Here is a 25,885-nt window from a genome sequence, read left to right as displayed (position 1 = left end):
CACTCACGGACCAAGGTATCGGACAAGCAATCTCGACGGGTGCCCAGGAAAAAGATCTCCGAGTAAATTCAATTGCCGCCACCCATGCCGAAAGCGCAGGGAAAGGCAACATGCCGAGGTTCGGGGGAACTGTGAGTCCAGAAGATGCAGCCGTCACCACGCGGTATCGCAGCAGCGTGCGCGTCAAATTCCTGATCGCCGCGCTCACCGCATCCCTGATGGCCAGTTCGCTGGTCATCTGGCAGCGCGAAACGGTCATCGAATCGACCCGGAAGGAACGCGAAGATCGGGACCGTTCCATCTCGCGACTACTCGCGCTCGAATCCAGCGAGATGCTGGACGCTGACCCGGATCTCGCTTCGCTGCTCGCCGCTCGGGCCTTTCGTGTCAGCCCAACCAGAGAAGCGGAGACGAGTCTTCGCAATGCCGGGGCCCTCCCGCTCGCACACCGCTTGACCGGACACCAGGACGCCGTTCTGCGGTTGGCGTTCAGCCCGGACGGCCGTGTCCTTGCCACTGCCGGGGGATCCGCGGACGGTTCACGGGCGGTGCGACTGTGGGACACGGCGAGCGGGCGGACCCGAGCGACCGTCCCTTACGCCCCGGAGAACCTCGTACAGGGGGTGGCGTTCAGTTCCAGCGGTGAAACTCTCGCCGTCGGCCAGAGCGACAAGACAGTGCAGTTGTGGGACATGGCGACCGGACACCCGCACCCGGCCGTCACTCTCGACTCATCCGGCATCGACGCGGCGGATTTCACTCCTGACGGCCGCCTCTACGCCACCAGCGGCTCCCACCGGATCCAGGTCTGGGACACCGCGACCGGCCGTCTGCGCAACAGCTTCCGCCACCCCACCGACGCCCTCGTCGTCGGGATCAAGTTCGCCCCGGACGGCCACACGCTCGCCACCACGGACAACGGCTTCAAGACGGTGCGGCTGTGGGACGTCGATCGTGGCCGGCTTCGCACCACCCTCACCGGACGTCAGGACAGTGTGTCGGCCATGGCGTTCAGCCCGGACGGCCGTGCCCTCGCAGTCGGTGGCTCCAGTAGCGTCGTCCAGGTCTGGGACACCACAACCGGCCGCCGTCGCACCGCGCTCACCGGCAACCAGGACAGTGTGGATGCCGTCGCCTTCAGCCCGGACGGTCGCACTGTCGCCGCCGGTGGCTGGGACAACGTCATCGAGGTCTGGGACTCCAGGAACCCCGCCAGGACCACGGCCCGCAAGCCCAACCGGCCGCACACCACCCTCACCGGACACGCCGGCAGGGTCACGTCGCTCGCCTTTAGCCCCGACGCCAGCACCCTCGCCTCCGGCAGCGACGACCACACGGTGCGACTGTGGAACACGCCCGTGGGCCGGACGATCAGCCGATCCCGCAACTTCGTGTACGCGATCGCGTTCAGCCCGGACGGCCGCACGCTCGCGACCACGGCAGGCACGACGGTGCAGCTGTGGAACACGCGAACCCGCCGCCTACGGGCCACCATCGGCGCACAGGAGAACGGCGTCGACGCCTTCGCGTTCAGTCCGGACGGCCGAACCTTCGGCGTCGCGAGCGATGACACGGTTCGGCTGTGGGACACGCGAACCCGCCATCTGCGCTCCACTCTCACCGCGCGCCAGAAGGGCGTCTACTCCATCGCATTCAGCCCCGACGGGCACACCCTCGCCACCGGTGGCGGCGACCACGCCACCCGTATCTGGGACACCGGAACCGGCCGCGTCCGCGCCACTCTCACCGGACACCAGAACTCCGTCGGGTCAGTGGCGTTCAGCCCCGACGGTCGCACGCTCGCCACCGCGGGTGACCTCACCGTACGGCTGTGGAACATGCGCACTATGCGCTCACGTGCCGTCCTGGAGTACCAACTGGGGCTCGACGGCGACACAAAGGTGGCGTTCAGCCCTGACGGCCGGACCCTGGCCGGTAGCGCCGACGGAGTCGTGTGGTTCTGGGACACGGCCACCGGGCAGCCCCAACGAAGCCGTAGCGAGGGACTCGGAACGATCGCCAGTCAGAACGGCACGATCATGGCGCTGGCCTTCAGCCCGGACGGCCACACCTTCGTCACCGCGAACACGGATCGCCGAACTCGCCTGTGGGACACGGCTACTGGCCGCCTGCGCAGCACTCTCACCGGCCACACCGGCCCCGTCATCGCCATGTCATTGAATCGGGGCGGCCGCACACTGGCCACCGCCAGCATCGATCACACCGTACGGCTGTGGGACGTCGGTCTTCCTGCGCTCGAGAAGACGATCGCCAAGATCTGCCGGTCCCTGGGCCGCGACTTCACGGCTGACGAGCGCGCCACATACCTCTCCGGCCAGCCGTCGGATCCGACGTGCCGTCAGGACACGAAGACGTCGTAGTGCGATCGGTTCACGTCGGCGCGACGTACCGTGCCGCGAGCGCGGCCGCACGGCGACGCAGAGAAGTACGGAGTGAGACCGGGCTCAATGCCTCGGCGTCCAGGCCCAGTTGCCACAGGGCCCACTCGGCGTGGCGGGTGTCCTGGAAGGGCGCTTCGAGTCGGAGCCAGCCGTCGGTGGCGGTGTCGGGGGTTTCGGCGCGGACGGCCAGGGCGGTGTCCAGGAGTTCTTCCCGGCGGGACGGGGCGAGCCGCAGCAGGACGGTGAGGTGGTCGCTGCTCGCGAAGAACTGGTCCGAGCGTTCCCGCCAGATCCGGTCCAGGTCCACCGAGTCGGGGCGCTGAGCCGGTTCGGGAAGTGTCTCGGCCGCTCGTATCCGGGACAGGCGGTAGGTGCGGTCCGCGCCCTCCCGTGTGGCCAGCAGGTAGCCCTTCTCGCGCACGGTGACCAGGCCGATCGGGTCGATCGTGCGCCACTGGGGTGCCCGGCCCGTGGCCTCGTAGTGGATGCGCAGGCGGTGGCCGGTGAGGACCGCGCGCCTGACCTCGGTCATGGTGGTGGCGGGTACGTCCTCGGTGGCCGGCCTGCGGGACAGCAGATCGGTCTCCGGGTCGACGAGAAAGCGCCGGGCCGCGTCGCTCGCCGTGGTCCCGTGACCGGCGGGCAGCGCGTCGACCACCTTGCGCACGGCCGAGGCGAGCGCCGGGCCGAGGCCGAAGACCTGGTCGCCGCGGCCCGGTCCGGCGGCGAGCAGGGCGAGTGCCTCGTCGTGGTTGAGGCCGGTGAGTTCGGTGCGGAAGCCGGGCAGCAGCTCGAAGCCGCCGTACCGGCCGCGTTCGGCGTAGACCGGCACCCCTGCCGAGGACAGCGCCTCGATGTCGCGCAGCACCGTGCGCGTGGACACCTCCAGTTCGGCGGCGAGGGTGTCCGCGGTCATCCGGCCGCGCTGCCTCAACAGGAGGACCAGCGAGACCAATCGGTCGGCGCGCATCCGCGAACCGTAGCGAACGAGCGCATACATGACGGAGGGTGTCGTGAATTGTCGCGAGGCTCGTTCCACGACGGCGCAGCCGAATACGAATGGAGCTGATGCGACGATGCAGCGAACAGCGGTCAACCCGGTGCCATGGTCGGTGGAGTTGGGGTTCAACCAGGGGGAAGTCGTCTCCGGGCAGACGCGCACCCCGTACGCCTCCGGACAGACCGCGACGAGCGACGACGGCAAGCCCCTGCACGACGGTGACATGGCGGCGCAGTTGGCGCTGAGCGTCGACAACCTGGAGGCGGTGCTCGCCGAGGCCGGCATGACGCTCGCGAACCTGGTCCGCCTGAACGTCTGCACGACCGACGTCGACCTCCTCCTCCAGCACTACGGCGTACTGGCGGCGCGCCTTGCCGCCGCCCGGGTGGCACCGGCCTCCACGATGCTCGGCGTGAGGCGGCTGGCGATGCCCGGTCTGTTGGTCGAGCTGGAGGGGACCGCGGTCGAGTGAGGTGAGAGAGCGGGGTGGGCCGGACCTATGCACCGGGCCGGGTAGGGGCGGCGATCACCACCGCGATCGACTCGCCCCTCCCCGTCGGTCGTCAGTCGCAGCTGTTGTGGCCGTAGGCCACGTACGCGAAGGAGTTCTGTCCGGTGTGGAAGCGGTAGCGGCCGGTGTCGTCCCGGTAGAACGTGAGCGTCTCGCTCTTCCCGTAGTACCTGAGCTTGTAGTACTCGTCGGGGTCGCTGGTGTCGGTCCCGACGTGCAGCAGCCTTCCGGTCCACTCGCCGCCGATCTGCTGCCGCTTGGTGTCCACCTTGCCGAAGGTGCCCTTGCCGACGACACCGTCGGCGGTCAGGCCCCAGCGCTTCTGCAACTGCTTGGTGGCGTAAGCCGAGTTGGCACCGAACCGGCCGTCCGCGTCCGACTTGTCGAAGGCGGTCCCGTTGCTCTCCTTGACGCCCTCGGCCCACAGGATCTGCTGCCACAGGCAGGCGACGTTGGAGTTCCGGTAGGCCGACGTCGTCGAGATGGTGCCCTCGTCCCCGAAGTCGTCGTACACCGAGCCGCCGCCGCTGATGAACCCGCCTGCCGCGGAGGCGGACGCGGCAGGGGCACTTATGGCCAGCGCTCCGGCCGCGAGCGCGGCGATGACACCCGCCGCCCGGCGGGCTCGTGTCGTGGTGAAGATCAAGGTAGGTCCCCCGTCCGTTCGGCCGGGAACAGGCCCCGGCCCGAGCGTGCGGCCGGGGTGATGTGCCCCGCCGCACCTGGTCGGGTCCGATCGTCCCGTAGCCGGGGACACCCCTGCCAGGCACTTCGGCTCAGCCTGAAAAGCCCAGGTCACCTTGGCGGAACGGGCAGTTCCGTTCACTGCAGGCGGGCGTGGTGCGTGACGTCAGGCCACGGGTGAACCGACCGCGACCGCTGTGGAGTTGAGACCGGCCGGTACCAGGAAGTCGTGGTACTCGCTGACCGCGCCCTGCGCGTCGAACCGGAACTCGGCGACGAGGGTGCGGGGCGCGGGGCCCGTCGTGAGGGTGATCCGCGCGCTGACCCGGTCGCCCTCGGCGAGCAGCGACTCGTAGTGCGGCCGGTGGTGGCCCGCGGCGAGCAGGGCGCGGGCGAGCGTCTTGTTGCGTTCCTGGAGGGCCTGGGCGGCGAGCAGGCCGGACAGTGTGGCGCTCATGGCGTTGTGTGGTGTCGCGTCCATCCCTGGACCTCCTGTCGGAGCGGCACGCCACCGCGGGTGCCGCTCCCCCACGGTGTCGTACGGGAGTAGAGGCCCGTTTGAGCGGCGGTGGGGACCCCCGCTGCTCCGGTGGTGACGGCCGCGCCCTTTGCCTGATACGCGCCCTGTGCCGGGGTCGCCCGGTGGGCCGCGTTCGTTCGCCGCCCACGCACTCCGCGCAAGCTGGTGACATGCAAGATCGGCGCTCTGCGTACAGAGCGCCGATCTTGTGCGGATCACGCGGCAACGTGTATCCGCTGGGTTCCTGATCGCATGGGTGGAGCCCGTGACTCACAGGAGTGACCTGACGATTCCCACGTCGGGCCTGTTCGACGCAGAGAAGCGTCTCCCGGAGCAGCAAACATTTGCTGAACGGCCGGTCCGGCCGTCAGCTCCACGAGGCGGCTACTGCCAGGTCAGGGGTCGAGATGATCGCTGGAAGGATCTGCGCCGACGCCCGGCCGGGACGATCGTCGGAAGGCCGATTGGGATAGCGCCGCATCTATCTTCCGACGGGCCGGATCCCCACGGGTGCCCTGTGGTGCCTATGGCCAGATCACAGCCGCGATCGCCCTGGACGCCGATTGCTGCGGGCAGGGCCGCGCCGTGGACACCGGCGCATCAATGGTTGCGGAGGGCTGGCCCGGCGCGATCGGACGGTGCCACGATGCAGGCCCCATCCCGGTGTCGGCAAACACCGGTTGGGTGACGTACCTGGAGCCCGGAACACGCCGACGCGCCCTGAGCGCGGGCGTAGAACTCAGGAGGCAGGACATGCCCCGCTCATCTCACGCGGTGGGGTGCGTCGTGAACGACGCACCCCACAACAGGCTCTCGACCCCCGATGCGGTGGTCATCGTCGTCATCACGGTCCTGGCCTGCCTGTTGTCACGCAGCGGCCTGGAGACATCGGCGACCCTGACGGTGCTGGGCGGTGCCGGTCTGGTCGCGGCGGGCACCCTCCTGGCCCTGCGGGGCGGAGGGAAACAGCTGGGGTCACTGATCGTGCGTGTGGCGCGCGCGGTCCCGGCACCCTAGGTGCGCACCGGCCGTGGGGCGCAGGGAGAAACCGATAGCCACGTCCAACGGGGCCCTGGACAGACTGGCCAGTTGGCTGCGCGCACAGCGCACGGCCGGCGGATGGTCCTATGCCCGGCTGGCGGAACGTGCGGGATGTCATGCCACGACGCTGCAACGCGCGGCGTCGGGACAAGGCGTACCCAGCGCGCGCATCGTTCAGGCGTACGCACGGGCCTGCGATGCACCGGTCGACGTGGCGATGGACCTGTGGAGGCAGGCTCGTAGAGGCGAGTCTTACGGGTCTGCCTTCGGTCGGCCGGCGCCAAGTCCGGTGTACGTCGACGGAATCGGCACGTTCACGGCCGGCCTGCAGGAGCTCTATGCGAGGGCGGGCCGGCCCACGGTGCGTGAGATGGAGCAACGGGCCGGCGGTCTGGGCAGGCTGCCGCACAGTACGGCGCATCGCATCGTGAAGGGCCGTACTGTGCCCCGCGACGAGCATCAGCTGATCGGGTTCCTGGTGGCCTGCGGGGTCACCGAGACACAGCATCCTCCGTGGATTGACGCGTGGAGACGTGTTCTCGGGCGTGCTCCGCGCGAAGTCGCGCCACGTGCAGGAGAGACGGCACCCCTTGCAGCACTTGCACCCCTTGCACCCACGACGCCCACGACGCCCACGACGCCCACGACGCCCACGACGGAGGTTCGGGGATCGGGTCTGCGGTTCAGCGTGCTCGGACCGGTCCGGGCCTGGCGCGACGGGGAGCCGCTCGCGACGGGCTCGCCCCAGCAGCGAGCCCTCCTCGCCGCTCTCCTCCTGCGCGAGGGCCGCACGGCCACGGCCGGCGAACTGATCGACGCACTGTGGGGCGAGGAGCCCCCGCAACAGGCCCTCGCGGCCCTCCGCACCTACGCCTCCCGCCTCCGGAAGGTCCTCGACCCGGGCGTCCTGATCAGCGAGTCGGGCGGCTACGCGATCCGCTCGCTCAGCACCGACGCCCTCGACCTGGCCTCGGCGGAATCCCTCTGGTCGGACGCGGAGCAGGTCAGACGGACCGGCGACCTGTGCCGGGCGAGGTCCCTGGTGAACGAGGCGCTGAGCCTGTGGGACGGCGAACCACTGGCGAACGTGCCCGGCCCCTACGCCGAGACCCAGCGCACCCGCCTGGAGGAATGGCGTCTCCAACTCCTGGAATCCCGCCTGGACATGGACCTGGAGCAGGGCAGCCACGCGGAGGCGGTCTCGGAACTCACGGCCCTGGTCGCGGCGCACCCGCTGCGCGAGCGGCTGCGCGAACTGCTGATGCTGGCCCTGTACCGGAGCGGCCGCCAGGCCGAGGCCCTCGCGGTCTACGCGGACACGCGGCGCCTGCTCGCCGACGAGCTGGGCGTGGACCCGCGCCCGGGCCTCTCGGAACTCCAGCAACGCATCCTCCAGGCGGACCCCGCCCTGGCCGAACCCTCGTCCCCGGCCGCGGCCCCCTCCGCCGCCCCTATCAAGCCCACCCAACTCCCCGCTACCGTCCCGGACTTCACCGGCCGGGCCTCCTTCGTACGCGAACTGAGCGACGTGCTCTCGTCCGCCTCGTCGGAGACGGGCACGGGCTCGGTCATGGCGGTGTCGGCGGTCGCGGGCATCGGCGGCGTGGGCAAGACGACGCTGGCGGTCCATGTCGCACACGCGGCCCGACCGGCCTTCCCCGACGGCCAGTTGTACGTGGACCTCCAGGGCGCGGGAGCACGGGCGGCGGAACCGGAGACGGTCCTCGGCTCGTTCCTGCGGGCCCTCGGCACGGCGGACTCGGCGATCCCGGACTCACTCGAAGAACGGGCGGCCCTGTTTCGCGCGGTGCTGGACGGCCGCCGGGTCCTGGTCCTGCTGGACAACGCCCAGGACGCCGCCCAGGTACGGCCGTTGCTGCCGGGCACCGAGGGCTGCGCGGCCCTGGTGACGTCCCGGACCCGCCTGGTCGACCTCGTGGGCGCCCACCTGGTCGACCTGGACGTGATGTCACCGAGCGAGGCGCTGTCGCTCTTCACGAAGATCGTGGGCGATGAGCGGGTGGCGTCGGAGCGCAATGCAGCCCTGGACGTGGTCGCGGCCTGCGGCTTCCTCCCCCTCGCCATCCGCATCGCGGCGTCCCGCCTCGCGGCCCGCCGCACCTGGACGGTCTCGGTCCTCGCGGCGAAACTGGCCGACGAACGCCGCCGCCTCGACGAACTCCAGGCCGGCGACCTCGCGGTCAAGGCCACCTACGAGTTGGGCTACGGTGCCCTGGAGCCCGCCCAGGCACGTGCGTTCCGGCTGTTGGGGCTGGCCGACGGTCCGGACATCTCCCTGGCGGCCGCCGCCGCGCTGCTGGACCTGGACGCCGAGGAGACGGAAGACCTCCTGGAGTCCCTGGTCGACACCTCACTGCTGGAGTCGGCGGCGCCAGGGCGGTACCGGTACCACGACCTGGTGCGGCTCTACGCGCGCGCGTGCGCGGAACGGGACGAGCAGCCGCCGAGCGAGCGCGACGCGGCGACGTCGCGACTGCTGGACTTCTACCTGGCCACCGCCGCGGCTGTGTATGCGATCGAGCGGCCCGGCGACCGGCTCGTGGCCGACCTGGAGCCGACCACCCGTCCCGGGCTGAGCTTCGCCGGCGAGTCCGCGGCTCTCGACTGGCTGTACTCGGAGGCATCCTGTCTGTTGGCCTGCGTACGCCAGAACGCGGGCGCGGACCGGCTGAGGCGTGCGGTCGACCTGCTCTGGGCGGCCAGGGACCTCAGCGAATCGGGGGCCATCTCCCACCAGTACGAAACGACCAGCAGGGCCATGTGCGACGCTGCCAACGCTCTCGGTGACGCCCGGGCCGAGGGCAGGGCACGCACGATCCTGGCCGACGTTCTCCTCGACTCCGGCCACGCCGGGCAGGCGGAGGAACAGGCGGCGCTCGCCGCCCGACTCGCGGATTCCGCGCACGACGACACCGCCCGCAGCCGGGTGGCCAACAACCGAGGCCTCATCTGTCTGCGCCAAGGCCGCCACGCGGATGCCAAGGCCTTCTTCGACCAGGCCATCAGCGGGTTCCAGGCACTCGGAAACCGGCCGTTCGAGGCAACCAGCCTGGGCAACCTCGCACAAGCCCATCTCGGCCTCGGCGACACCTCCGACGCGGTCGAGATCGCGCGGCGCAGTCTCGCCGTGCACGCCGGATTCGGCCGGACGGTGCGCCTCGCAGACGGCCACTACGTTGTGGGGGTCGCGCTCACCCAGGTCGGTGAGTACTCCGAAGCCCTGTCACAGTTCAGCGAGGCCCTGGCAGTCTTCGGCACCCACCGGCAGCGGCTGTGGGAGGGAACGACCCACTTCCGGATCGCCGAAGTCCACCTCGCCGACCGTCGACCCGCGCAGGCGGCCCGGCACGCCGAGCAGGCCCTCGCACTGCGCTGCATCGGGGGAGAGCCGATGCGCGGAAACGTCCTGACCCTCCTGGGGCGTGCCCTCGCGGCGCTTGGTCAGGCGGATCGGGCCAAGGCCTGCTGGCATGAAGCTCTCTTCCTCCTCGAGCAAACAGGGAGTGCGGGGGCGGCCGAACTTCGGGCACTCATCGAACGAGGGCCTGAACCGCCAGAGTGCCCGTCCTGAGTGGGCGGCCAGGTGCTGCCCACGTGATCAGCAGCACGGTGCCGGCGCTGCGCGCGGATGTGGTGCCGCCCGTCGCGGGCCTGACCGGTGGAAAGGCGCAGGCCACCGCAGGCGCCGCGCGTTCAGGGCGGGGAGACGGGGTGGGCATGAAAATGTCATGGGGGTGGCCCCCGTGAACTCACGGCGGGTCCGTGCCCCGTTCCCTGTCCGGCCCCTGGCGCGTATGCGACCGTCACTTTTCAGACGCCTGCGACTGGGGGAAGGAGCAGCAGCTATGGAGGTCGACGTCCTCGGGCCGCTCGTGGTGCGGACGCACGGTGTGTCGCTGGTGCCCAGTGCCGCCAAACCCCGCCAGGTGCTCGCGCTGCTGTCGGCCAATCTCGGGCAGCACGTTTCGCTGGGCGCCATCGAGCGGGAGTTGTGGGACGACTCGCCGCCGGGTGGGCCCGCGGGGGTGGTGCAGACGTACGTGAAGCAGTTGCGGCGTGCGTTGTCCGCCGCGCTGGCGCCGTACGGCGGGCCCGACGCGAAGACGGTGCTGCGCCGCACGCACACGGGTTACCTGTTCGAGTTGCCGGGGGCCGATCTGGACAGTCAGGTCTTCGAGCAGCTGACGCTGCGCGGGCAGCGGGCGCTGGCCCGGCGGGAGCCCGAGGAGGCGGCGGCGCTGCTGGACCGGGCGCTGGCGCTGTGGCGCGGGCCGGTGCTGGCCGACGTGCGGACGGGGCCGGTCCTGGAGTCCGAGGTGCGGCGCCTCGACGAGGTGCGGCGCGGTGCGCTGGAGCGGCGGACCAGCGCGTACCTGCTGCTGGGGCGGCACGCCGAACTGATCGGCGAGTTGAGCGTGCTGACCGCTCATCATCCGCTGCAGCAGAACCTGCACGCCCTGCTGATCCTGTCGCTGCACCGCTGCGGCCGTTCGGACGAGGCGCTGGAGACGTTCCGGCGGTTGCGTGCCTCGCTCACCAGCGAGTTGGGGATCGAGCCGTCGCAGCAGTTGCAGCAGTTGCACCGGGCGATCCTCAACGGGGACCCGGCGCTGTCGTCCAGCGCATCCGATTTGGCTGTCTTTTAGCGGTCGACCGCATGCTCGTGGCGTGCCTGCCGGGGCCCGCTCCACCGTGCGTCGAGGCGTCCGGCCGGTCGGGCGGTGGACCCGTCCGTGTCCGCACGCCGGGACCCGGACGTCCGCCGCCCCTCCGGTCCGACCGCCGTCGTCACGCCCGGTGCCGCGGCCCCGGCGGGCTGCGGATGCCGGGCCGCAGCACGCCGGTGCCGGGCCGGTGTTCACGGTGACCTGGAGGCCGAGGCCGTGCGTCTCGGCGCCGTCGGCGGCGGTGGGGCCGGCGGCCGACCAGGAGCTCGCGCCCAGGAGGAGGCCGATCAGCGGCCGCCGTCCGGTGTGCGGTGCCCTTGGTAGGCGATGGTGGATTCAGGCTGAGGTCTTGAGGTCCTGAGCAATCCCCCAAGCCGTGTGTTCGCTGCGCGCGGCGATCTGGATCATCCTGCTGAGGAGTTCTGACTGCCGCAGGGTGTCGCTGGTGTCCGGCGGGGTTCCGGCACGCGCCGCGGCGGCGAAGGCGGCTACGGTGGCCGCCACCTGGTCGTGCGGCTCCAGGCGGATCTCCTCGGCCTTCGCGCCACGGTGGAGACTGATCACCGGGACATCCTCGGCGGGCGGGGTGAACGCCCGGTCGACGGTCAGGCTGCCTTCGCTGCCCCGCAGTTCGTAGGCCGAGCGATAGGTGTGCTCCATGCCGAAGGTGATCTGGGCCGTGACGCCGCCGGGCGTGCACAGCAGTGCGGCGCCGGAGGTGTCGACCTGTCGTCCCGTCCCCTGGGTCAGGGAGGCGCCGATGATGTCGAGCTCGGGGCCCAGGAGGTGCAGTGCGGCCCGCAGGGGATAGATCCCGACGTCCATCAGGGCCCCGCCGCCGAGCTCCGGCCGGTACCTGATGTCACTGTCCGCAAGCGGCGGGATGGTGAATGCCGCGTAGAACGACCGCAGTTCGCCCAGTGCCCCGTCGGCGAGCAGGCGCCGCACGGCTGCGTGCCGGCGGTGATGGACGAACATGACGTTCTCCATGAGCACCAGGCCACGAGAGGCGGCGAGCTCGAACAAGTCTCTGGTGCAGGCGTATTCGGTCGAGATGGGCTTCTCGGCGAGGACGTGTTTGTTCGTGCGCAGTGCCGCTTCGACCCATCGGGGTCGCACGGCTGCGGGCAACGGCACGTAGACGGCATGGATGTCGTCCCGTGCCAGGAGCTCTGCGTACCCGTGGACGGCACGGCAGTCGAAGCTGTCCGCGACCCGCCGTGCCTTGTCCGGGTCGCGGCTGGCGACCGCCACGACCTCGATGTCGGGACTGGCTGCGAAGGCGGGGAGCATCCGGCGTACCGCGATGTTCGCGCATCCGATGACCCCGACCCGGAGTGGGGCGGTCATCGGGTTCCGGTCTTCATCGCGTTGAGGCAGGCGAGCATGGTGCGGGCCTGGACGTTGAGGTAGTGGCTGTGCTGGACCAGGGAGGTGAGTTGCGCTCGGGTGACCCAGGCGTAGCCGGGCGGAGGATTCAGCGGGGCGTCCGCCTCGACGATGAGGCAGCGGTTCTCGGCGTTGAGGAATCGGCCTCCCTCCTCGGCGTGCACGACGTCGTAGCGGATTCGGTCGCCGGCGGCGTGGAGCACCGATTCCGTGAACGGGGGGCGCTCCTGCTCCGGCAGGTGGGCGTAGTTGTGCGGGGTGTACTGCACGGTCGGTGCCAGCTCGACGGTGTCGACGAGGCCGGGTTCGACCCGGGCCTGCACCAGGACGTGCGGGGTGCCCTCGATCTCGCGGGTGAGGAAGGCGAGGACGCCCTGGTCGGCCGGCTCGAACAGGGGCTGGGTCCAGCCGGTCACCTCGCGGTTCCCCGCCTGGACGGACACGGCCACGACGTTGAAGTAGCGGCCCGTCTCGTGTTCGATGACGCTGTCGCGGCGCTTCCAGCCGGGGAGCTGGTCCAGGGGGGCTGGTGCGGTGCGCACGCAGTGCCGGGTGCGCTCACCGGTGATCCACGAGAGCAGTTCGGTGTCGGTGAGCAGGGCGTCGTCCGATGTGTCGTCGGTGGGCAGGCACGACAGCACCGTGCGTGAGTCCATGTTGATGACGTTGTCCCGGTGCAGCAGCTCATTGATCTGGCCGAGGGTCAGCCAGCAGAAGTCGTCGAGCAGCGGCACATCGCCCACCGCCTCCACGACCATGTTGCGGTTGGACTTCCGCGAGAACCATGAGCCGTGTTCGGACTGGCGCACGTCCACGATGACGCGGCCGCGGTCCGGACCGACGAAGTGCTCGATGTACTTGACGTCTCCGCCCTGGTGGGCCTTGGTGTAGTTGCTGCGGGTCGCCTGGACCGTGGGCGAGAGCTGGAGCAGGTTCGGATTGCCCGGTTCCATCTTCGCCTGCATCAGGAAGTGCAGCACCCCGTCGAACTCCTTGACGAGGATGCCGAGGACACCTACCTCGTGCTGCCGCATGATGGGCTGGTACCAGTCGCTGTGCGGGCCATCGCCATGGGGCGGGCCGTCCTCCGTGAAGTGCAGTCCTTCGACGGTGAAGAAGCGGCCGCTCCGGTGCACCAGATTCCCGGTGTGCTCCTGGAAGGACCAGCCCTCCATTTCCGCGAAGGGTATGCGGTCCACGCGGAAGGTGTTGGCTTTGCGTCGTTCGGCCAGCCAGCCGTCGAAGTGCTCGGTGGGCAGCTGCACTCCTTGGTTGGTCGTGGCCGACGCGGCGATACGTGCCGGCAGGCTCTGGACCGCACGCCTCTGGAGGACATGGGACGGCATCGACGTAACTCCCCTGGCTCTCTGGTGATGTGGGTGTGGCAGGCTCTCAGCCGCGCTCGGCCACGAACTCCTTGATGGTGGCGACCACGTAGTCCAGCATCTCGTCCGTGAGCCCTGGGTAGACGCCGATCCAGAAGGTGTGCTCGGTGATGATGTCGCTGTTGGTGAGGTCGCCGACGATGCGGTGGGGGCGGCCGATGTAGGCCGGCTGCCGGGTGAGGTTGCCGGAGAAGAGCCGCCGGGTTCCGATCTTCCGTTCTTCCAGGTGTGCGACCAGTTCGGCACGCGTGAAGCGGGCCTTCGGGTCGACGGTGATGACGAAGCCGAACCAGCTCGGTAGGGACCGTGGGGTCGGCTCGGGGAGCAGCAGGCCCGGAAGGCCGTCCAGGCCCTCGCGCAGACGGCGCCAGTTGCGGCGTCGTGCCTCGACGAAGCCGTCGAGCTTGGCGAGCTGGGTCAGGCCCAGTGCCGCCTGGATGTCGGTTCCCTTCAGGTTGTAACCGACGTGGGAGAAGATGTACTTGTGGTCGTACCCTGCGGGCAGGTTGCCCATCTGGTACTCGAACCGTTTGAAGCAGGTGTTGTTCTTGCCCGGTTCGCACCAGCAGTCCCGTCCCCAGTCGCGCAGTGACTCCACCACGCGGGCCAGGCGGAGGTTGTTGGTGAGGACGCAGCCGCCCTCGCCCATGGTGAGGTGGTGCGCGGGGTAGAAGCTGACCGTGCTCAGGTCTCCGAAGGTGCCGGTGATCCGGCCGTCGTAGAGGGTGCCGACCGCGTCGCAGTTGTCCTCGACGAAGAAGAGGTCGTGGTCCTTGGCGAGCTGGGCCACCTCGGCCACCTCGAAGGGGTTGCCGAGCGCATGAGCGATGATGATCGCCCGGGTCCTGGGACCGATCGCCTGTGCCACCCGGTCGGCCGTCGTGTTGTACGTCGTCAGGTCCACGTCCACGAAGACAGGGATGAGCCCGTTCTGCAGGATCGGGTTCACGGTGGTGGGGAATCCCGCCGCGACCGTGATCACCTCGTCCCCCGGTTTCAGGCGTCTGTCACCGAGCGTCTCCGAGGTGAGGGCGGAGATCGCGAGGAGGTTCGCCGACGAACCCGAGTTCGTGAGATGGGCCTTGCGCCGCTTCAGGAGCTTGGCGAAGTCGGACTCGAACTTCTTGGAGCTGGGTCCGGCCGCGATGCGCATGGTGAGTGCGGCCTCGACGATGGCGACCCGGTCCTCTTCGTCCAGGACCGCGCCGGACGGCCAGATCTCCGTCACTCCGGGCTTGAACCCTGTGTCCGATGCGGTCGCCCGGTGGTAGTCGCGGACCGCGTCCAGCACGATGTCCTTGTTGTCAGTCATCGTCATTCCTTTCCGTTGGCCGGCACTCCGCGGTGCTCAGCCCGCCGCACCTTCAGTTCGGTACTTGGCGGACTTCCACCAGCCCGGGTTGTCGCGGTACCACTGCGCTGTGGCGGCCAGGCCCTCGTCGAAGCCGGTGAGCGGCGCATAGCCCAGTTCTTCGCGGATCTTGGAGTCGTCGATGGCGTACCGCAGGTCGTGGGCCTCGCGGTCGGCGACGTGCCGGATCATCTCCGGCCCCAGGCCTGTCAGATCGAGCAGGCGCTCGGTGATGGCGCGGTTGGTCCGGTCGTTGCCGCCGCCGATGTTGTAGATCTCGCCGGGCCGGCCGTGGTCGAGTACGAGCTGGATGCCGCGGCAGTGGTCGTCCACGTGCAGCCATTCGCGGATGTTGCGTCCGTCGCCGTAGAGCGGCACTTGCTTGCCCTCGAGCAGGTTGGTGACGAACAGCGGGATGAGCTTCTCGGGGTGCTGGTACGGGCCGTAGTTGTTGGAGCAGCGGGTGACGGAGAGGTTCACCCGGTGTGTGGTCCAGTACGTGCGGGCCACCAGGTCGGAGCAGGCCTTGGAGGCTGCGTAGGGGCTGTTGGGCAGCAGCGGGCAGTCCTCGGTCCAGGAGCCCTCTTCCACCGATCCGTACACCTCGTCGGTGGAGACGTGCACGACCCGCTGGACACCGCTGTCCAGCACGGCGTGGAGCAGCGTCTGGGTGCCGAGGACATTGGTGCGGTAGAACGCTCCCGCGTCGGCCAGTGAGCGGTCCACGTGGGATTCCGCGGCGAAGTGCACCACGGCGTCGTGTCCGGGCAGCAGTTCGCGCAGCAGTTCCGCGTCGCAGATGTCGCCCTGGACGAACTCCAGACGCGGGTGCGAGGCGGGGAGATTGCTGCGGTTGCCCGCGTAGGTCAGCTTGTCCAGGACGGTGACCCGTGCGTTCTCCCAGTCCGGGTAGTTGTTGGCGAGGAGGTTGCGGACGAAGTGGGAGCCTATGAAGCCGGCTCCGCCGGTGACGAGGATCTTCATGCAGCGACTTCCACTTGGGTGTGGTCTCCGACGACCAGGCGGTAGCCGTCCGTGCTCTGCGTGGTGATGCCGACGGAGGCGGAGCGGCCGACGAGGGAACTGTGCAGGCCCTGCACGCCGGTGACCGATGCCCCGTCCAGGACGATGGAGTGCGCCAGGCGGCTGTTGACGACCGCGCAGCCGCGTCCCACGGACGTGTGGGGGCTGATGTGGCTGTCCTCCACCACGGTGCCCGCGCCGATGATCGCCGGCCCCTCGATGCGGGAGCGGACGATGCGTGCCCCTTCTTCCACGACGACCGGCCCCACCAGCACGCTGGTGTCGTCGGCGGTGCCGTGCACGGCGGGCCGGAGGCTGTCCAGGACGCGTGCGTTGCACTCCAGGACGTCCGCGACCTTCCCGGTGTCCTTCCAGTAGCCCTCGTACTCGCTGGCCCGTACGTCCGCGCCTTGTGTCACCAGCCACTGGATCGCGTCGGTGATCTCCAGCTCGCCGCGGGCGCTGGGCGTGATGGCCCCGATCGCCTCGTGGATCGCGGCGGTGAAGAAGTACACCCCGATCAGGGCCAGGTCGCTGCGTGGCCGCTGCGGCTTCTCCACCAGGCGCAGTACCTCGCGGTCGGGCCCCAGCTCGGCCACGCCGAAGGCTCGCGGGTCCGCGACCTTGCGCACCACGATGTGGGCTGCCGGGCGGCAGGCGGCGAAGTCGTCGGCGATGTCGGAGATTCCGTCGGGCAGCATGTTGTCGCCCAGGTACATCACGAAGTCGTCGTCGCCGAGGAAGTCCTGGGCGATGGCGACGGTGTGCGCGAGACCGAGGGGGTCCTCCTGGCGGATGTAGGTCAGCCGGGCTCCGAACCGCGACCCGTCCCCGAGGACCTGCTGGATCTCGTTGTCGCGGCTGTTGACGATGATGCCGATCTCGTTCACGCCCAGGTCCAGGATGTTCCGCACGACGTATTCCAGGACCGGCCTGTTCGCTATGGGGATGAGCTGCTTGGGCATCGAGTAGCTGAAGGGCCGTAGACGGGTGCCCGATCCGCCGGCCAACACCAGGGCTTTCATAGTGGTCCTCTCGCTTCGTGGGTGCGGACGCTCAGCCGCGATGCTCCGCAGTCAGCCTCTCCAGTACCGGAATCACGTCCTTCGGTGCCGGGGCGGCCAGCATGTCCTCGTACAGGTCGTGGGCCCCGGTCTGGAACGACGGTTCCGTCAGCAGCCGGACGAGGTCCTTGCGCATGCTGTCGACGTCGATCGCCGCGGGGTCGACGACCAGTCCCGCGCCCCGGCGGCTGATGTGCTGCGCGATGACCTTCTCGTCCCACAAGGGGATCGGCACGATCAGCTGCGGTACCTGGAACGCCACACAGGCACCGGAGGTGCCTCCGCCGCCGTGGTGGATGACCGCCGAGCTCGTGGGCAGTATCTGATTGAGCGGTACGTATCCGATGGCGCGGATGTTGTCCGGGAGCGTACCCACGGTGGCCAGCTGGTCGCTGTTCAGGGTCGCGACCATTTCCAGGTCCAGGTCGGACACGGAGTCGAAGAACTCCCGCAGGGGGAAGCCACCCTGCGGACCGTCGATGAGCCGGCGGGTCTGGCCGAGTGTGAACACCACCCGGGGCCGCTCGGGCCGGGTGTGCAGCCACTGCGGAAACGCGCTGCCGCCGTTGTACGGGATCCAGCGGACCGGTACGTACCTCAGATCCAGCGGGTACTGCATCCGCGCCGCCGTCAGGTCGACGGTCCACTGGCCGAGCAGCGTCTCCTCGGTGAAGTCGAGACCGTACCGCTCCAGCACCGGCTCCAGCCACGGCAGCCACGGGTCCTCCGTCAGGCCGGAGGCCGGATCGGCCAGCTCCTGCAGCGTCTTGGACCGGACCAGACCGACGTTGTCCATGCCGAACAGGAGGCGGGCGTGGGCGGCACCGCAGGCACGTGCGGCCACCGCGCCGGTCGGCGCCAGTGGGTCCCACAGCACCAGGTCCGGGCGCCAGTCCCGGGCGAACTCCACCAGCGTGTCCAGGACCGGCCGGCGACCGCCGCCGACCGACTCCGGCGGATAGTGCGCGTCGAGCAGGTCGGTCAGCATGCCCCGGCAGGTGCGCCAGGTGTCCTCGTCGTCCGGGTCGATCGACGCGGTACGTCGGTCGGGGCGGTTCGCGGCAGCGAGCAGGGGCGCCAGCGAGTCGGCGAGTTCCTCCTTTCCGCCCAGTGACACTGAGGTGAGGCCGGCCGAGGCGATGTTCGTGAACAACTTCGGGTCGAGACCGGCCTCGGTGGTGGCCATCACGACTTCGTGACCGGCGCTCTGCAGTGCCCATGCCAGTGGGGCGATTGGATATACATGCGACGATGCCGGAAAGACGTTGAAAAGAATACGCATCGCTGACCTTCCTCGAGATTGTCGGTGCGACGCCGACAGCTGCCGTTCGCCAGCAGAGTGCAGGCCGGTTCTAAAGGTTCACTTGCGCTGTGCGGCCACCCCGCAATTCCCTGCGGCAACTTCTCGCTTACCTGGCCACCCGTCGGAAAGTCCGCTTCATGAAAGCGTGCGGCGCCGGTTCTCTAGAGACTTGCGCACGGCCGCCGCGACCGTGCGCACGTCGCCGTCGCTCAGGCCGGGATGCAGGGGCAGGCACAGGGTCCGTTCCTCGGCCCAGTCCGAGTGAGGCAGCTGAAGGCTCTGGGAGCCGAAGGCGGGGACCTTGTGCAGCGGTGCGTAGCGGAAGGTCGTGTAGATGCCGTCCTGGTAGAGGTCGCCGGCCAGCTGGTCCCGGACCTCGGGGTCTGTCTGCACCCAGTAGAAGTAGTGGGTGGACTCGTGGCCGTCCGGCAGGGCGGGGGGCAGCAGCACCCCGGGCACCTCGGCCAGTTCACGGTCGTAGAGCGCGCAGATCTCCTGGCGGCGGCGTACGAACTCGGGGAGCCGGCGCAGCTGTACGGCGCCGATCGCGGCGGTGAGGTCGTTGCCGATGACACGGCGGCCGGGCTCGGGGATGTCCAGCTCCCACCAGCGGGAGGAGACTTTCGCGTGGCCGAAACCGCTGGGCTGGGCAAGCCCGTGGTACGCCAGCCGCCTGGTCCGGACCGCTCGTTCCCGGTCCTTGACGTAGATCATTCCGCCGTCGCCGGTGACCAGGACCTTCATGGCGTCGAAGCTCCACATGGCGATGTCGCCGAACGAGCCCACGGCCCGGCCGTCCACCCGGGAGGCCACCGCGCAGGCGGCGTCCTCGACGAGTGTGACGCCCAGCTCCCGGCAACGGTCCGCGATGCGGACGATGTCACCGGGCGAGCCCCCGTAGTGCAGGACGACCACTGCCCTGGTCCGGGGCGTGAGCGCCTGCTCGATGTCCTCGACCGTGGGATTGAGGGTCCGGGGGTCGACGTCGCAGAAGACCGGTCGGGCGCCACAGCTGAGTACGGCGTTCGCGGCCGCGACGAAGCTGAGGGACGGCAGCACCACCTCGTCCCCGTCCTGCAGGTCCATCGCCTCCAGGGCGAGGAAAAGCCCTGACGTTCCCGAGTTGATGAAGACGACGTGTTCGGCAGGCACGTCGATGTGCTCCGCGAAAGCAGCCTCGAAGGCCCGGGTACGCGGGCCGTGTCCCAACCACTTGTCATCGAAGGTCTCGGCAATCGCGGCGAGTTCCTCCGCTCCGACTTGGGGCTGAAAGAGATTGATCATGACTACCTTTCGTGTATCCGGCTGATAGCGACGGCAGAACGATTCGAGTGGTTTTCCCGAACGTGTTCGCTCCGTACGAGCACACGGTGCCGGGGCTCCATCGTGTGCGGCTGCGCTAAAAGTCCGGCAAAGCGCCGACCCCGGTACACCACGGAATTCGACTGTTCTTCAGCCGTGAGCATTCAGGAGTTCTGTTCGGGTGGCCGTGGGACCGGTTCCACAACCGGGACTTCAGCGGCCGGGGCCACGCTCGTCGGGGCGCGCACCGGCGCCGGCCCCCGTGAGCTCGAGGAGAGGACCAGCGATGCGGTCGACGTACGACGAGGATGTCCACACGTCCGGGCTCGCGGGCCCACCGGACCCGCGCCGCTGGGCGGTGCTCGCGGTCCTCTCCCTCGCCCTGTTCGTGATCATCCTCAACAACGGGCTGCTCAACGTCGCGCTGCCCAGCATGATGCACGACCTGGACATCGGCATCGGCACCGCCCAGTGGATCGTCGACGGCTACTCGCTGGTCTTCGCGGCCTGCCTGCTCACCGCGGGCACCCTGTCCGACCGGTACGGCCGCAAGCGGGCCACCCTGCTCGGCGTCGTGCTGTTCGGCGTCGGCACGCTCCTCGCCCTGGCCGCGGACGGAGCGGCCCAACTGGTCGTCGCGCGGGCGGTGATGGGCGTGGCCGCGTCCCTGGTCATGCCCGGCACCCTGTCCATCCTGGTGGACGTGTTCCCCGAGCACGAGAGGCCGCGCGCCCTGGCCGTCTGGGGCAGCGCGTCCGCGCTGGGGGTGGCCGTGGGGCCGGTGTTCGGCGGCGCCCTTGTGGGCCACTTCTGGTGGGGCTCGGTCTTCCTGGTGAACCTGCTGCCGGTCGCCGTCGTCCTGGCCGCGGGTCTCCTGTTGCTGCCGGAGTCGGCGGCGCCCGTGCCCCGGCCGCTGGACCCGGTGGGCGCGGTGCTCGGCTCCGCGGTCATGGTGGCCCTGGTGTTCGGCGCCATCCACGCCTCGGGCGACGGGTGGACATCGGCCGCCGTCCTGGGTGCGTTCGGCGGCGCGCTGGTGTGCGTCACCTGCTTCGTGGCGTGGGAACGGCGGCACCCCAGCCCGATGGTCGATTTCGCGCTGCTGCGCCGTCCCGCCTTCCTCGGCGCGAGCGCCGGCATCATGCTGCTCTTCAGCGGGCTCGCCGGCACGCTGTTCACCCTCACCCAGTTCCTTCAATTCGGCCTGGCATACGGCCCGTTGAAAGCCGGTCTCGCGCTCGCCCCGATCGCGGTCGCGGTCGGCGCGGGCTCGTCCCTCGCCCCGTGGCTGGCCCGTCGCACCGGCCCGCGCGGCGGCGTCGCCACCGGTCTGGCAGCCGCCGCGGCCGGCGCCCTGACACTCGCGGCGGCCGACGGCTACCCGGGTGTCCTGCCCGGGCTCGCGCTGCTCGGCGTGGGCGTCGGCCTGGCCCTCGGTCCCGCGACGGACACCCAGTTGTCCATGGTCACACCCGAACGGTCGGGCAACGCGGCTGCCCTCAGCGACACCATGATGGAACTCGGCAACGCCGTCGGAGTCGCCGTCGTCGGCACCGTCCTCGCGCATGGCACGGTCGGCGCCGCGGCGCCCGGCGCCGGCGTCGAAGCCGCCGCGACAGCGGGCTTCGTCACCGCGGCGGTCGTCGTCGCGGCGGGCGCGGTGCTCGCCGGACTGCTGCTGCCCGGTCCGGCCCGCCCCGCGACGGACGAAGGGACGGGAAAGCCGGTCGTGCGCACCCCGCACACGGGGAAAGAGGCGCCGGTCCGGCCGGCCTGACCCCGGACAGGGACGCACCCGTGAAGATCTCATGTGCCGCACCCCACGGATTCAGCGTCTGTCACGTGTTCCTTTCCCTGTCGGTGGTGGCGCCCTCGTGCGACTGTCACCGCGGAGGCCTGAAGAAGGCCTGCACAGTGCGGAAGGAGAAAGGGAGATGGAGATCGGTGTCCTCGGGCCGCTCGTGGTGACGGTGCACGGTCGGTCCTTGTGCCCAGCGCGGCCAGGGCACGGCAGGTGCTCGCCCTGCTCGCGGCCGACCTCGGCCGGCAGGTGTCACTGGATGCCATGGTCCGGAAACTGTGGGACGGCACGACTCCCGGCTCCTCCACGGGCACGGTGCAGACGTACGTGAAGCAACTGCGCCACGCTCTGGCCGCTGCGCTCGCACCCGCCGAAGGGACGGTTCCCAAGGAGCTGTTGAGCCCCCCCTCCAGGAGGGTCTGCACGCCCTCTGGATCGTGTGCCTGTACCGCTGCTGCCGCTCCGGCGCACGGGTTTTGCTGCCTTTTAGCCGGAGGCCTCACGCTCCGGTTCACAGGGCTGGGGAGTCGGAGGGCGGGGAAGGATGCGGCGGGGATCTGGTTCAGAGACCCGCCGGCCGGCCGTTCCCCTGACCTACGACACCGTTCCACACACGCACTCTGGGAGCCACCTTGCCAGTCGCCTCACGTTCTTTACTCGGCCGCGTCCTCTACCGCGGACCCTCGCTGGATGAGCTCCGGCAGCACTACGCCAAAGGCGGCCTCATCGACGACCGGGCGCCCGTGACCGCCGTCAGCCGGGTGCGGATCGCAGCTCCCCCGGCCGCCGTGTGGCGGCTGCTGCACGATCTGCCGGGCTGGCCCTCCTGGGTGCCGGGAGTCACCTCCGTGCGGCAGGGACCGAAGGGCACCGTGCCGGACGAGCAGTTCCGCTGGAAGCTGGGCGGGATGCCCATCAGGTCGACGCTGGCCGTGGTCGAACCGCTGCAGGAGTTGTGCTGGACCGGCGTGCTCGCGGGCACCCGGGCGGTGCACCGCTTCCGGCTCGCCCCCGTCGACGGCGGGCACGCCACCGACGTGCTGTCGGAGGAGTCCATCGGCGGCCCGCTCATCGCCCTGTACTTTCCCAGTGCCAAGCTGCGCACCGTCCTGCAGAACTGGCTGGAAGCCCTCAGGACCACTGCCGAGACCGCTGAGACTGCTGAGACGGAGGTCCCCCGGTGAGTCACACGACTCTGGCGCTCGCCAACAACGACGTCGTGCTCGGCATCCGCTTCCTGCTCGAAATGACCTCGCTGGTCTGCTTCGGCATCTGGGCCTGGCGCACTGTTCCGTCGCCGTGGCGCTGGCTCGCGGTGGTCGTGCTGCCGGTGGCCGTCGGCTGGATGTGGGGCACCTTTGCCGTGCCGGACGACCCGTCGCGCTCGGGCGAGAGCGACGTCCACACGCCTGGCCCGCTGCGGCTGCTCCTCGAACTCGCGGTGTTCTTCGGCGCGGTGGCAGCTCTGTACTTCGCGGATCTGCGCCGGGCCGCCCGCTGGCTGCTGGCGATCATGGTCATCTACCAGGTGCTCGCCTACGACCGCATCGGCTGGCTGCTCAGCCACTGAGCACCTGGCGGCGGGCGTTCGCGCGGCGGAAGGTCGAGCCCTCGGTCTGCTCGGCGAAGGTCCGGCGCGGGCGGTGCGCGGCATCGCCGGGGAGACAGGCGCCCGCTCGGAGGTGTCGTCACAGCGCGGCCGCCGGCAGTGAGATCGATTTGGCTGTCTTTTAGCGGTCAATCACATACTCGTGGCGTGCCTGCCGGGACCCGCTCCACCGTGCGTCGAGATGTCCGGCCGGTCGGGCAGGTGCGCCGTGCGCGTCCGCACTCCTGGACCCGGTCGCCCGCCGCCCTCCGGTCCGTCCTTCCCGCCGCCCACGGTGCCGCGGTCCCGGCGGGCGTCCAGATGAACCGGACGAGCCCGAGGCGGAACGGAATGACACGATACTTGTCCCACACCTCCCCGACGGACGGCGCCGAGCCCGAGGTGCGGCTGTTCTGCTTCCCGTACGCGGGCGGCGGGGCGTCGGCCTACCGGCGCTGGCAGCACGGCCTCGACGCGCACGGAGCGGGCGCCCGGGTGCTGCCCGTCCAGCTGCCCGGCCGGGAGGGCCGGATGACCGAACCGCGCTTCACCGACCTGCACGCGCTCGTCGCCGAACTCGACGAGCAACTGGACGCGGAGCTGGAGCACCCGCACGTGTTCTACGGGCACAGCATGGGCGCCCTCGTGGCGTACGCGCTGACCGCCCGGCGGCAGCTCCGCGGCGCGCCGCTGCCCATGGCGCTGGCCCTGAGTTCGTACCGGGCGCCGCACCTTCCGGCGCCGAAGATCGCCGACCCGGGGGCGAGTGACGAGGAACTCGTGGCGTCTCTCGCCGGGTTGGGCGGAATCCCCCGGGTGATCCTGGAGCACCCCGAGTTCCTGGCGGCGCTGCTGCCCGTCGCCCGCGACGACCTCCAGCTGTGCACGGCGTCCTTCGCACCGGACGCGGAGGCCGTGCGGGTGCCGCTGCACCTGTTCATCGGGGCCAAGGACCGGCTCGTGTCGGTGCCCGAGGTGGTGGCCTGGCGGCGCCACGCGGGACGCGGCTGCGAGGTGCGGGTGGTGCAGGGCGGGCACTTCTTCATCCGCGCCCACGAGGACGCCTTCCTGCGCGAGCTCGCGTCCGTGGTCCGTCGGTACGACAGGGCTCCGGTGCTGGCCGGCGCCCTGTCCGCCTGACCGGCGGCCGCGCCCGGATCGCGGGCGGGGCCGGGCCGTCGGCCGGGGGCCCGCGGGCAGCCCGCCGGAGGGGCGGGCCGCACAACCGCCGCTACAGCCGAGGCCACCACGATGGCCGAAAGGCACCCCACAGCCGACGCACCACCAGCTTCTCCCGCGGTTTCGACCCACTTTTCTCCCCAGATATCCAGGAGCGGATGTGCAGGACGACCGGGCGCAAGCCTTCATGACGACCTTGACGCAACAACTCGCCGCCGTGCGCCCCGAGACGGCCCAGCGGCACATCACGGAGCGGAGCCGGCTCACCGGCGACCTCGGTCTGGACTCGGTGGAGCTGGCCGAGCTCTTCGAGCGCATCCGGGAGACGTACGCGGGAGTGGAGATCTCGGACTGGCTGGCGATGGCGACCCGGGCGGAGGGCGACACCGTCGGCAGCCTGGTGCGCTATCTGGCGCTGGCCGTGCCCGAGGAGCGGCCGCTGGTGGCCGGGGGCGCCCGATGACCGTCACCCAGGACGCGCCCGCGCGCACGGACTTCGTCGCGCTGGCCGAGGAGCTGGCGGAGCGGTTCGGCGGCCGGGCCGCGGAGCACGACGCGGCGGGCAGCTTCCCGCACGAGAACGTCGCCGAGCTGGTCTCCTCCGGCTACACCGCGATGACGGTGCCGCGTGAACACGGCGGTGGCGGCGCGGAGCTGGAGGAGCTGTGCCGGGCGCAGGAGACGCTGGCGACGGGCTGTGCGAGCACCGCGTTCGCGGTGAACATGCACGTCCACGGCATCGCGATGATCGCGGGCATCGGCGGTCCCGCCGCCGAGCGGGCCTACCGGGCGATCGTCGACGACGGCGCGGTGATCGCGGGCGGGTTCAGCGAGCCCGGGGTCGGCGGCAACTGGTGGCATCCCACCACGAAGGCCGAACCGGTCGAGGGCGGTTACCTGCTCAACGGGCGCAAGGGCTTCTTCACCGGTTTCCCGGCGGCCGACCTGCTGTTCCTGTCGGCGGCCAGGACCGATGACCGGGGGCTGCCGGAGCCGGTCGGTTTCCTGGTGCCGAAGCCGGAGCGCGGGGTGAGCGTCACGGCCGAGTGGGACGCGGCGGGCATGCGGGCGACCGGCAGTCATTCGCTGCTCCTGGACGACCTGTTCGTCGCGGACGCGCACATGGTGGGGCAGCCGGGCGCGCTGCCGCTGATGTTCATGCAGGGCGTGCACTGGGCGTGGTGCAGTTTCGCGTCCGTGTTCCTCGGGATCGCGCGCGGCGCGCTGGAGACCGTGGTGCGTGAGCAGCGCGGCCGCACCCTGCACGTGCTGGACCGGACGGTCGCCCATCTGCCGGGCGTGCAGTTCCGGGTGGCGGAGATGCGGACCCGGCTCGCGGCCGCGGAGGCGCACCTGTACCAGTCGGTGCGCGCCGATCACGACCGGGCGATCGCCGAGGATCCGCTGGGTCATTACATCGAGATGAGCGTGATGAAGAACAGCGTGTGCCGTCTCGCCCACGAGGTGGTGTCGCTGGCGATGCAGGTCCAGGGCGGTTCCGCGCTGATGTCCGCGCATCCGCTGCAGCGGGCCTACCGGGACGTGGTGGCCGGGCTGCTCGTCCCGCCGAACTCCGACGTGACCGCCGAGTGGGCGGGCAAGCACGCGCTCGGAGTGCCGGTCTTCGCCGAACCCCGCTGGGAGGGCTGATCGC

22 protein-coding genes and 2 pseudogenes are annotated in these 25,885 nt (G+C 70.2%); 14 read left to right on the top strand and 10 right to left on the bottom strand.

Translation table 11 applies throughout. The features are described from left to right. Nucleotides 1-110: 110 nt before the first annotated feature. Nucleotides 111-680, top strand: a pseudogene (locus M4J07_RS48440) (WD40 repeat domain-containing protein); the annotation flags it as partial. 12 nt (nucleotides 681-692) lie between these two features. After that, complete coding sequence (locus tag M4J07_RS02165) at nucleotides 693-2,381, top strand: WD40 repeat domain-containing protein (RefSeq protein ID WP_255966519.1); 1,689 nt, start codon at nucleotides 693-695, stop codon at nucleotides 2,379-2,381. Between the two features lie 10 nt (nucleotides 2,382-2,391). On the opposite strand, the gene M4J07_RS02160 is transcribed toward M4J07_RS02165, so the two are convergent. Further along, nucleotides 2,392-3,372: a helix-turn-helix transcriptional regulator gene (locus M4J07_RS02160; RefSeq protein ID WP_255966517.1), complete on the bottom strand. Its 981-nt coding sequence runs from the start codon at nucleotides 3,370-3,372 to the stop codon at nucleotides 2,392-2,394. Nucleotides 3,373-3,478: 106 nt separating this feature from the next. Between M4J07_RS02160 and M4J07_RS02155 the strand changes: the two genes are divergently transcribed. Beyond that, nucleotides 3,479-3,874, top strand: coding sequence for a RidA family protein (locus tag M4J07_RS02155; RefSeq protein ID WP_255966516.1), 396 nt, complete (start codon nucleotides 3,479-3,481; stop codon nucleotides 3,872-3,874). A 91-nt stretch (nucleotides 3,875-3,965) separates the two neighbouring features. Here the strand turns inward: M4J07_RS02155 and M4J07_RS02150 are convergent, their stop codons facing one another. Continuing rightward, nucleotides 3,966-4,559, bottom strand: coding sequence for a peptidoglycan-binding domain-containing protein (locus M4J07_RS02150; RefSeq protein ID WP_255966515.1), 594 nt, complete (start codon nucleotides 4,557-4,559; stop codon nucleotides 3,966-3,968). 204 nt (nucleotides 4,560-4,763) lie between these two features. Beyond that, the gene (locus M4J07_RS02145) at nucleotides 4,764-5,078 is read right to left on the bottom strand and encodes a hypothetical protein (protein ID WP_255966513.1); all 315 of its coding nucleotides are present in this window, start codon (nucleotides 5,076-5,078) and stop codon (nucleotides 4,764-4,766) included. A 792-nt stretch (nucleotides 5,079-5,870) separates the two neighbouring features. Between M4J07_RS02145 and M4J07_RS02140 the strand changes: the two genes are divergently transcribed. From M4J07_RS02140 to M4J07_RS02130, 4 genes and pseudogenes are all read left to right on the top strand, one after another. Then, nucleotides 5,871-6,134: a hypothetical protein gene (locus M4J07_RS02140; protein WP_255966511.1), complete on the top strand. Its 264-nt coding sequence runs from the start codon at nucleotides 5,871-5,873 to the stop codon at nucleotides 6,132-6,134. Beyond that, nucleotides 6,106-6,357: pseudogene (locus tag M4J07_RS48435) on the top strand (helix-turn-helix domain-containing protein); the annotation flags it as partial. The gene M4J07_RS02140 and the pseudogene M4J07_RS48435, both read left to right, overlap by 29 nt. A 477-nt stretch (nucleotides 6,358-6,834) precedes the next feature. Next, nucleotides 6,835-9,750, top strand: a complete 2,916-nt coding sequence (locus M4J07_RS02135; protein ID WP_255966588.1) for an AfsR/SARP family transcriptional regulator — start codon at nucleotides 6,835-6,837, stop codon at nucleotides 9,748-9,750. A 274-nt stretch (nucleotides 9,751-10,024) separates the two neighbouring features. Next, nucleotides 10,025-10,825, top strand: coding sequence for an AfsR/SARP family transcriptional regulator (locus M4J07_RS02130; protein ID WP_255966509.1), 801 nt, complete (start codon nucleotides 10,025-10,027; stop codon nucleotides 10,823-10,825). A gap of 357 nt (nucleotides 10,826-11,182) precedes the next feature. Here the strand turns inward: M4J07_RS02130 and M4J07_RS02125 are convergent, their stop codons facing one another. The 7 genes from M4J07_RS02125 to M4J07_RS02095 form a co-directional block, all read right to left on the bottom strand. After that, on the bottom strand, nucleotides 11,183-12,196 hold the full coding sequence (locus M4J07_RS02125) for a Gfo/Idh/MocA family protein (protein WP_255966507.1): 1,014 nt from the start codon (nucleotides 12,194-12,196) through the stop codon (nucleotides 11,183-11,185). Next, nucleotides 12,193-13,581 carry an NDP-hexose 2,3-dehydratase family protein gene (locus tag M4J07_RS02120; protein ID WP_255966505.1) on the bottom strand — a complete coding sequence of 463 codons (1,389 nt, stop codon included), beginning with the start codon at nucleotides 13,579-13,581 and terminating at the stop codon, nucleotides 12,193-12,195. The genes M4J07_RS02125 and M4J07_RS02120 overlap by 4 nt, the downstream gene beginning before the upstream one ends. Before the next feature lie 46 nt (nucleotides 13,582-13,627). Next, the gene (gene rfbH / locus M4J07_RS02115) at nucleotides 13,628-14,932 is read right to left on the bottom strand and encodes a lipopolysaccharide biosynthesis protein RfbH (RefSeq protein ID WP_255966503.1); all 1,305 of its coding nucleotides are present in this window, start codon (nucleotides 14,930-14,932) and stop codon (nucleotides 13,628-13,630) included. A gap of 36 nt (nucleotides 14,933-14,968) precedes the next feature. Beyond that, nucleotides 14,969-15,955 carry a dTDP-glucose 4,6-dehydratase gene (gene rfbB, locus M4J07_RS02110; protein ID WP_255966502.1) on the bottom strand — a complete coding sequence of 329 codons (987 nt, stop codon included), beginning with the start codon at nucleotides 15,953-15,955 and terminating at the stop codon, nucleotides 14,969-14,971. Further along, nucleotides 15,952-17,019, bottom strand: coding sequence for a glucose-1-phosphate thymidylyltransferase (locus tag M4J07_RS02105; protein WP_255966500.1), 1,068 nt, complete (start codon nucleotides 17,017-17,019; stop codon nucleotides 15,952-15,954). The genes rfbB and M4J07_RS02105 overlap by 4 nt, the downstream gene beginning before the upstream one ends. Nucleotides 17,020-17,050: 31 nt before the next feature. Continuing rightward, nucleotides 17,051-18,340 (bottom strand): nucleotide disphospho-sugar-binding domain-containing protein, encoded by a 1,290-nt coding sequence (locus M4J07_RS02100; protein WP_374214979.1) that lies wholly within the window; start codon nucleotides 18,338-18,340, stop codon nucleotides 17,051-17,053. Nucleotides 18,341-18,496: 156 nt separating this feature from the next. Further along, a complete protein-coding gene (locus M4J07_RS02095) occupies nucleotides 18,497-19,645 on the bottom strand; it encodes a DegT/DnrJ/EryC1/StrS family aminotransferase (RefSeq protein ID WP_255966496.1) in 1,149 nt (382 codons plus the stop codon). A 304-nt stretch (nucleotides 19,646-19,949) separates the two neighbouring features. Here M4J07_RS02095 and M4J07_RS02090 point away from each other — a divergent pair, with 304 nt between their 5' ends. The 7 genes from M4J07_RS02090 to M4J07_RS02065 all read left to right on the top strand — a co-directional run bounded on the left by M4J07_RS02090 (nucleotide 19,950) and on the right by M4J07_RS02065 (nucleotide 25,881). Continuing rightward, nucleotides 19,950-21,440, top strand: coding sequence for an MFS transporter (locus tag M4J07_RS02090; RefSeq protein WP_255966494.1), 1,491 nt, complete (start codon nucleotides 19,950-19,952; stop codon nucleotides 21,438-21,440). A 210-nt stretch (nucleotides 21,441-21,650) separates the two neighbouring features. After that, nucleotides 21,651-22,211 (top strand): AfsR/SARP family transcriptional regulator, encoded by a 561-nt coding sequence (locus tag M4J07_RS48430; RefSeq protein WP_374214978.1) that lies wholly within the window; start codon nucleotides 21,651-21,653, stop codon nucleotides 22,209-22,211. After that, the gene (locus tag M4J07_RS02085; protein ID WP_255966492.1) at nucleotides 22,097-22,648 is read left to right on the top strand and encodes an SRPBCC family protein; all 552 of its coding nucleotides are present in this window, start codon (nucleotides 22,097-22,099) and stop codon (nucleotides 22,646-22,648) included. Before M4J07_RS48430 ends, M4J07_RS02085 begins: the two co-directional genes overlap by 115 nt. Beyond that, nucleotides 22,645-23,034 carry a YrdB family protein gene (locus tag M4J07_RS02080; RefSeq protein ID WP_255966490.1) on the top strand — a complete coding sequence of 130 codons (390 nt, stop codon included), beginning with the start codon at nucleotides 22,645-22,647 and terminating at the stop codon, nucleotides 23,032-23,034. Before M4J07_RS02085 ends, M4J07_RS02080 begins: the two co-directional genes overlap by 4 nt. A 369-nt stretch (nucleotides 23,035-23,403) precedes the next feature. Further along, on the top strand, nucleotides 23,404-24,192 hold the full coding sequence (locus M4J07_RS02075; protein ID WP_255966488.1) for a thioesterase II family protein: 789 nt from the start codon (nucleotides 23,404-23,406) through the stop codon (nucleotides 24,190-24,192). Between the two features lie 226 nt (nucleotides 24,193-24,418). Further along, nucleotides 24,419-24,694, top strand: a complete 276-nt coding sequence (locus M4J07_RS02070) for an acyl carrier protein (RefSeq protein WP_255966486.1) — start codon at nucleotides 24,419-24,421, stop codon at nucleotides 24,692-24,694. Beyond that, the gene (locus M4J07_RS02065) at nucleotides 24,691-25,881 is read left to right on the top strand and encodes an acyl-CoA dehydrogenase family protein (protein WP_255966476.1); all 1,191 of its coding nucleotides are present in this window, start codon (nucleotides 24,691-24,693) and stop codon (nucleotides 25,879-25,881) included. The genes M4J07_RS02070 and M4J07_RS02065 overlap by 4 nt, the downstream gene beginning before the upstream one ends. Nucleotides 25,882-25,885: the final 4 nt, after the last annotated feature.

It is taken from the genome of Streptomyces longispororuber, from assembly GCF_024448165.1.
GTDB classification, from domain to species: domain Bacteria; phylum Actinomycetota; class Actinomycetes; order Streptomycetales; family Streptomycetaceae; genus Streptomyces; species Streptomyces longispororuber_A.
Note: the sequence above shows the minus strand (reverse complement) of the source record. Positions and strands in the feature narration are given on the sequence as shown.

Coding starts and splice junctions, on each gene's coding strand:
- M4J07_RS02075 (WP_255966488.1), top strand. CDS start 23,404: ATGACACGATACTTGTCCCACACCTCCCCGACGGACGGCGCCGAGCCC.
- M4J07_RS02095 (WP_255966496.1), bottom strand. CDS start 19,645: ATGATCAATCTCTTTCAGCCCCAAGTCGGAGCGGAGGAACTCGCCGCG.
- rfbB (WP_255966502.1), bottom strand. CDS start 15,955: ATGAAGATCCTCGTCACCGGCGGAGCCGGCTTCATAGGCTCCCACTTC.
- M4J07_RS02140 (WP_255966511.1), top strand. CDS start 5,871: ATGCCCCGCTCATCTCACGCGGTGGGGTGCGTCGTGAACGACGCACCC.
- M4J07_RS02090 (WP_255966494.1), top strand. CDS start 19,950: ATGCGGTCGACGTACGACGAGGATGTCCACACGTCCGGGCTCGCGGGC.
- M4J07_RS02130 (WP_255966509.1), top strand. CDS start 10,025: ATGGAGGTCGACGTCCTCGGGCCGCTCGTGGTGCGGACGCACGGTGTG.
- M4J07_RS02155 (WP_255966516.1), top strand. CDS start 3,479: ATGCAGCGAACAGCGGTCAACCCGGTGCCATGGTCGGTGGAGTTGGGG.
- M4J07_RS02120 (WP_255966505.1), bottom strand. CDS start 13,581: ATGCCGTCCCATGTCCTCCAGAGGCGTGCGGTCCAGAGCCTGCCGGCA.
- M4J07_RS02125 (WP_255966507.1), bottom strand. CDS start 12,196: ATGACCGCCCCACTCCGGGTCGGGGTCATCGGATGCGCGAACATCGCG.
- M4J07_RS02070 (WP_255966486.1), top strand. CDS start 24,419: ATGACGACCTTGACGCAACAACTCGCCGCCGTGCGCCCCGAGACGGCC.
- M4J07_RS02065 (WP_255966476.1), top strand. CDS start 24,691: ATGACCGTCACCCAGGACGCGCCCGCGCGCACGGACTTCGTCGCGCTG.
- M4J07_RS02160 (WP_255966517.1), bottom strand. CDS start 3,372: ATGCGCGCCGACCGATTGGTCTCGCTGGTCCTCCTGTTGAGGCAGCGC.
- M4J07_RS02165 (WP_255966519.1), top strand. CDS start 693: ATGGCGACCGGACACCCGCACCCGGCCGTCACTCTCGACTCATCCGGC.
- rfbH (WP_255966503.1), bottom strand. CDS start 14,932: ATGACTGACAACAAGGACATCGTGCTGGACGCGGTCCGCGACTACCAC.
- M4J07_RS02100 (WP_374214979.1), bottom strand. CDS start 18,340: ATGCGTATTCTTTTCAACGTCTTTCCGGCATCGTCGCATGTATATCCA.
- M4J07_RS02105 (WP_255966500.1), bottom strand. CDS start 17,019: ATGAAAGCCCTGGTGTTGGCCGGCGGATCGGGCACCCGTCTACGGCCC.
- M4J07_RS02145 (WP_255966513.1), bottom strand. CDS start 5,078: ATGGACGCGACACCACACAACGCCATGAGCGCCACACTGTCCGGCCTG.